We start from the raw sequence: 6,321 nt of genomic DNA on the forward strand, positions 1-6,321 counted from the left end.
AAGAGACAGCCTCCGCCGTGGTCCTAGCGCTGACGGCGGCGGAACTGCTGCTGCGGCACTGCGTGCGTCGTCTGGGGGGCGTAACGGGGGATGTCTTCGGGGCGCTGGCGGAGACGGCTGCGGTGACGGTGCTGGTGGTGCTTTCGCTGGGGTGACGGTCGGTGGTAGTCGGGCGGCTCTTCGATGCAGTGACGGCCGGCGGTGGCCGGGCGGCTCTTCTATGGAGTGACGGTCGGTCTGCCGGGCGGCGGTCGGGTGCATTGCGCCTGTGGCGCGGGCGGGCTACGGAGAGGGAAGGGGGCGGGGCGGCTTCAGTCTGCCGGGCGGCGGCCGCGCTCAGGCACCTGCGGCGCAACGAAAGCCGTCCGCCGCCGACCCACCCGCGCCAAAGGCGCGAAGGTGCGTACTCGCAGTTGGGCCCGGGCGCGCAATTGCGGGGCGGGCGCCGTACGATGCATCTGCCTTAAGGCACAGCCCAAAGCTCCCGTTACCGCCCGAGACGGAAATGGACACCCGATCGCCGTGACTGCTCTCACCCTTTCCACCTCCTCCGCCGCCACCATTCGTGCGGACGCCGTCGTCGTCGGTGTGGCGAAGGGCCCCAAGGGGCCCGTAGTCACCGGTGATGGCATTGATGCGATCGCCAAGAAGCTCGGTCCCGTCCTCGAGGCGCTCGGCGCGAGCGGTGGTGAGGGTGAGGTCACCAAGGTGCCGGCGCCCGATGGTGTGAAGGCGCCTGTCGTCGTTGCCGTCGGGCTCGGCAAGGAGCCCGAGAAGGGTGAGCGGTTCGACGCCGAGACCCTGCGCCGCGCCGCCGGTGCCGCCGCCCGCGCCCTCGCCGGCACCAAGAAGGCCGCCTTCGCGCTGCCCATCGAGGACGCCGACGACACTGGCGCCGTCTCCGAGGGCGTGCTGCTCGGCGCGTACGCCTTCACCGCCTACCGCGGTGCCGGCAACGCGGCCAACGGCAACGGCGTCAGGGACGCCAAGAGCAAGAAGAACGGCGCCAAGGACCCGCTCGCCGAGGCCGCCGTCCTCGGCGCGAAGCCGCGCGACAAGGAGCACAAGGCCGCCGCGCAGCGCGCCCTCGTCCTCGGCGCCGAGGTCAACCGGGCCCGCGACCTCATCAACATCCCCTCCAACGACCTCGACCCCGCCGCCTTCGCCGCCAAGGCGCAGGCCGCCGGCAAGGAGCACGGCTTCAAGGTCGAGATCCTCGACGAGAAGGCCCTCGCCAAGGGCGGCTACGGCGGCATTCTCGGCGTCGGCCAGGGCTCGCAGCAGCCGCCGCGGCTGGTCAAGCTCACCTACACGAGCTCCGGCGCGGACAGCACCGTCGCCTTCGTCGGCAAGGGCATCACGTACGACTCCGGCGGCATCTCGCTGAAGCCGGCCGGCCACAACGAGACGATGAAGTGCGACATGAGCGGCGCCGCCGCCGTGCTCGCCGCCGTCTCCGCCGCCGCGCAGCTGGGCATCGAGGCCAATGTGACCGGCTGGCTCGCGCTCGCCGAGAACATGCCGTCCGGGTCCGCCACCCGGCCCGGCGATGTGCTGACCATGTACAGCGGCAAGACGGTAGAGGTGCTCAACACCGATGCCGAGGGCCGCCTCGTCCTCGGCGACGCCCTCACCCGCGCCTCCGAGGAGAACCCCGACGCGATCGTCGACGTCGCCACCCTCACCGGCGCGATGGTGCTCGCCCTCGGCAACCGCACCTTCGGGATCATGGCGAACGACGACGTGTTCCGTACCCAGATCCACCAGATCGCGGAGGAGGCCGGCGAGCAGTCCTGGCCGATGCCGATGCCGGCGGAGCTGAAGAAGGGCATGGAGTCGCCGGTCGCCGACATCGCGAACATGGGCGAGCGGATGGGCGGCGGCCTGGTCGCCGGGCTCTTCCTGCAGGAATTCGTCGGCGAGGGCATCACCTGGGCGCACCTGGACATCGCCGGACCGGCCTTCAATACGAGCGCGCCGTTCGGCTACACCCCCAAGGGCGGCACCGGCTCCGCGGTCCGGACCCTCGTCGGCATCGCCGAGCAGGCGGCGGCCGGGGAGCTCGGCGGCTCCGTCTAGCCCCCGGACCCCCGCTGTCCGCGTTCCTCGCCAACAAGTGCGAAGATGGCTTCGGCAGGACAGGGCCCCGCTTAATCAGCGGCTGATGAAAAAGAGCCGCCGCGCCGGTCGGAACCCCGATCGGCGCAGCGCACACGCATGGAGGACGTGACGTGGCGAACGACGCCAGCACCGTTTTCGACCTGGTTGTTCTCGGAGGCGGTAGCGGCGGGTATGCCGCTGCCCTGCGCGGAGCCCAGCTGGGTCTTGACGTCGCCCTGATCGAGAAGGACAAGCTGGGCGGCACCTGCCTGCACCGCGGCTGCATCCCCACCAAGGCTCTGCTGCACGCCGGTGAGATCGCGGACCAGGCTCGGGAGTCCGAGCAGTTCGGCGTGAAGGCGACCCTCGACGGGGTCGACATGCCGGGGGTCCACAAGTACAAGGACGAGGTCGTCACCGGGCTGTACAAGGGCCTGCAGGGCCTGGTGGCCTCCCGGAAGATCACCTTCGTCAGTGGTGAGGGGCGGCTGTCCTCCCCCACCTCCGTCGATGTGAACGGCCAGCGGTACGAGGGGCGGCACATCCTCCTCGCTACGGGCTCGCAGCCGAAGTCGCTCCCGGGCCTGGTGCCCGACGGCGAGCGCATCATCACCTCCGAGCACGCGCTCACCCTCGACCGGGTGCCGAAGTCCGCGATCGTGCTGGGCGGCGGCGTCATCGGCGTCGAGTTCGCCTCCGCGTGGAAGTCCTTCGGGGCCGACGTGACGATCATCGAGGCGCTCAAGCACCTGGTCCCGGTAGAGGACGAGAACAGCTCGAAGCTGCTGGAGCGGGCCTTCCGCAAGCGCGGCATCAAGTTCAACCTGGGCACCTTCTTCGAGAAGGCCGAGAACACCGCCGACGGTGTGAAGGTCACGCTCGCGGACGGCAAGACCTTCGAGGCCGAGGTGCTGCTCGTCGCCGTCGGCCGCGGCCCGGTGTCCGAGGGCATGGGTTACGAGGAGGTGGGCGTGGCCATGGACCGCGGCTACGTCCTCACCGACGAGTACAAGCGCACGAACATCCCGACCGTCTCCGCCGTCGGTGACCTCACCCCGGTGCTGCAGCTCGCGCACGTCGGCTTCGCAGAGGGCATCCTGGTGGCAGAGCGACTGGCCGGACTCGACGTCGTGCCGATCGACTACGACGGCGTGCCCCGGGTGACGTACTGCCACCCCGAGGTCGCGTCCGTCGGGATCACCGAGGCGAAGGCCAAGGAGATCCACGGCGCCGACAAGGTTGTCGCTCTGAAGTACAACCTCGCGGGCAACGGCAAGAGCAAGATCCTCAAGACCGCGGGCGAGATCAAGCTCGTCCAGGTCAAGGACGGCCCCGTCGTCGGCGTACACATGGTGGGTGACCGGATGGGCGAGCAGGTCGGCGAGGCCCAGCTGATCTATAACTGGGAGGCGCTGCCGGCCGAGGTCGCGCAGCTCATCCACGCTCACCCCACCCAGAATGAGGCGCTCGGCGAGGCCCACCTGGCCCTGGCCGGCAAGCCGCTTCATTCGCACGACTAATCCAGGGCACGCAGAAGTCCGCACAGATCGTTAAGGAGCAACCGAAACCATGGCGGTTTCCGTAACACTGCCGGCGCTCGGCGAGAGCGTGTCCGAAGGCACTGTCACCCGCTGGCTCAAGGCCGAGGGTGAGCGCGTCGAGGCCGACGAGCCGCTGCTCGAGGTCTCGACCGACAAGGTCGACACCGAGATCCCGGCGCCCGCGTCCGGCGTCCTGGCCTCCATCAAGGTCGCCGAGGACGAGACGGTGGAGGTCGGCGCCGAGCTGGCCGTCATCGACGACGGCAGCGGCGCGCCCGCTGCCGCCCCCGCCCCGGCTGCTGAGGAGGCCGCTGCTCCGGCCGCGGCGCCCGCTGCCCCGGCTCAGGAAGCCCCGGCCGCTCCGGCCCAGGAGGCTCCGGCTCCGGCCGCCGCCCCCGCCGGTGGCGCCCAGGGCACCGACGTGACGCTGCCGGAGCTCGGCGAGTCCGTCTCCGAGGGCACCGTCACCCGCTGGCTGAAGTCGGTCGGCGAGGAGGTCGCGGTCGACGAGCCGCTGCTGGAGATCTCCACCGACAAGGTCGACACCGAGATCCCGTCGCCGGCCGCCGGCACGCTGCTGGAGATCCTGGTCGGCGAGGACGAGACCGCCGAGGTCGGCGCGAAGCTCGCGGTGATCGGCGCCGCGGGTGCGGCTCCCGCCGCGGCTCCGGCTCCGGCCGCCCCGGCTCCGGCGCAGGAGGCCCCGGCTGCTCCGGCCGCCCCGGCCCCGGCCGCCGACGGCGCGTACGTCACCCCGCTGGTGCGCAAGCTCGCCTCCGAGCATGGCGTCGACCTGAACTCGGTCAAGGGTTCCGGCGTCGGCGGCCGCATCCGCAAGCAGGACGTCATCGCCGCCGCCGAGGCCGCGAAGTCGGCCCCGGCCGCCGCTGCCGCCCCGGCCGCCGCCGCGCAGAAGAAGGCTCCGGCGCTGGAGACCGACTCGCTCCGCGGCCAGACGGTCAAGATGCCTCGCATCCGCAAGGTCATCGGCGACAACATGATGAAGGCCCTGCACGGCCAGGCGCAGCTGTCGTCCATGGTCGAGGTCGACGTCACCAAGATGATGAAGATGCGCGGCCGGGCGAAGGACTCCTTCGCGCAGCGCGAGGGCGTCAAGCTCTCGCCGATGCCGTTCTTCGTGAAGGCCGCCGTCCAGGCGCTGAAGGCCCACGCGGTCATCAATGCCCGGATCAACGAGGACGACGGCACGATCACCTACTTCGACACCGAGAACGTCGGTATCGCGGTGGACTCGGAGAAGGGCCTGATGACCCCGGTCATCAAGGGCGCGGGCGACCTCAACCTCGCCGGCATCGCGAAGCGGACCGCCGAGCTGGCGGGTGCCGTACGGGCGAACAAGATCAGCCCGGACGACCTCTCCGGCGCGACCTTCACCATCTCCAACACCGGCTCGCGCGGCGCGCTCTTCGACACGATCATCGTGCCGCCGAACCAGGTCGCGATCCTGGGCCTGGGTGCCACGGTGAAGCGCCCGGTCGTCATCTCCGACCCGGAGCTGGGCGACACGATCGCGGTCCGCGACATGGTCTACCTGACCCTGTCGTACGACCACCGCCTGGTGGACGGCGCCGACGCGGCCCGCTACCTGACGACGATCAAGCAGATCCTGGAGGCCGCGGAGTTCGAGACCGAGCTGGGTCTGTAAACACCGCAGCATCACGTACGGCGCCCCGCCCGGGACTTCCCGGGCGGGGCGCCGTATGTGATGGGTCCCGGAAATGCATTTACTGCGATCTCGTAGTATCCGATATCGTAGAACTCATGAACGCGCCACCCGACTCCCCCCTGCTCGCGCTGCAGCGCGCCACCCACGCCACGCTGCACGTCCTGGCCACCGAGCTCGCGGACCTCGGTCTGACCGCCGCCGAGATCAACGCCCTCGCCAACCTCGCCGACGGCCGCCCCCACACCGCCTCCGAGCTGGCCGCCGCGGTGGGCTCCCGCCCGACGACTCTGACCAGCGTGGTCGACCGGCTCGAGCGGCGCGGCCACGTCACCCGAGGCCCCCGCCCCGGCGACCGCCGCGCCGTGCAGATCGAGCTCACCGACTCCGGCCGCGCGGCCGCCGTGACGATCAGCGAGGCCGTCGCCGGGCTGGAGCGCCGCGCCCTCGACGGCCTGTCCCCTGCGGCGGTCGACGGCTTCCACCAGGTCGTACGGGCCCTGACGGAGGTGCGGGCATGACCGCGGCGACGCCCTTCGACGACCTGATGGCGGAGGTGATGTCCGCCGCCGACCGCTTCGCCCACCGCCAGCACGTCCACCTCACCTGGCTCACCGTCCGCCGCTACGGCACCGCGGCGGCGACGGAGCTGATCAGCGACGGCATCCAGCGCACGGCCCGCTACGCCGGCGCCCCGCAGAAGTACAACGCCACCGTCAGCCGCGCCTGGGTCGAACTCGTGGGCCACCACGCCGAGGAGACAGCGGACACCGACTTCGACGCCTTCGCCGAACAGCACCCGGCGCTGCTCGACAAGCGCCTCCTCACCCGCTTCTACCACCCGGCGACGCTGGCGAGCCCGGAGGCCCGTACCGGCTGGGCGGAGCCGGACCGGGCGCCTTTCCCCTGGTATCAGCAGGTACGGCGATAGCCCACCGACGGCAGATACGTCTCCCAGTCCGCCCGCGACAGCCCGCCCCCCGCCCGCTCGCACAC

General features: G+C 71.0%; 6 protein-coding genes. All 6 read left to right on the forward strand.

Features of this window, described 5'->3' with window-relative positions; genetic code table 11:
* Window positions 1-17: 17 nt before the first annotated feature.
* Window positions 18-155 (forward strand): adenosylcobinamide-GDP ribazoletransferase, encoded by a 138-nt coding sequence (locus G5C51_RS38755; RefSeq protein ID WP_338118475.1) that lies wholly within the window; start codon window positions 18-20, stop codon window positions 153-155.
* Window positions 156-522: 367 nt separating this feature from the next.
* Window positions 523-2,079: a leucyl aminopeptidase gene (locus G5C51_RS38760; protein ID WP_165245080.1), complete on the forward strand. Its 1,557-nt coding sequence runs from the start codon at window positions 523-525 to the stop codon at window positions 2,077-2,079.
* 152 nt (window positions 2,080-2,231) lie between these two features.
* A complete protein-coding gene (gene lpdA, locus G5C51_RS38765; protein ID WP_165245082.1) occupies window positions 2,232-3,620 on the forward strand; it encodes a dihydrolipoyl dehydrogenase in 1,389 nt (462 codons plus the stop codon).
* Window positions 3,621-3,669: 49 nt separating this feature from the next.
* Entirely contained in the window at window positions 3,670-5,307 is a 1,638-nt protein-coding gene (gene sucB / locus G5C51_RS38770) for a 2-oxoglutarate dehydrogenase, E2 component, dihydrolipoamide succinyltransferase (protein ID WP_165245084.1), read from the forward strand.
* A 116-nt stretch (window positions 5,308-5,423) separates the two neighbouring features.
* Window positions 5,424-5,846 (forward strand): MarR family winged helix-turn-helix transcriptional regulator, encoded by a 423-nt coding sequence (locus G5C51_RS38775; RefSeq protein WP_165245086.1) that lies wholly within the window; start codon window positions 5,424-5,426, stop codon window positions 5,844-5,846.
* Entirely contained in the window at window positions 5,843-6,256 is a 414-nt protein-coding gene (locus G5C51_RS38780) for a hypothetical protein (RefSeq protein ID WP_165245088.1), read from the forward strand. Before G5C51_RS38775 ends, G5C51_RS38780 begins: the two co-directional genes overlap by 4 nt.
* Window positions 6,257-6,321 lie beyond the last annotated feature (65 nt).

Origin of the sequence: Streptomyces coryli, assembly GCF_011044975.1 — a bacterium.
GTDB classification, from domain to species: Bacteria; Actinomycetota; Actinomycetes; order Streptomycetales; family Streptomycetaceae; genus Streptomyces; species Streptomyces coryli.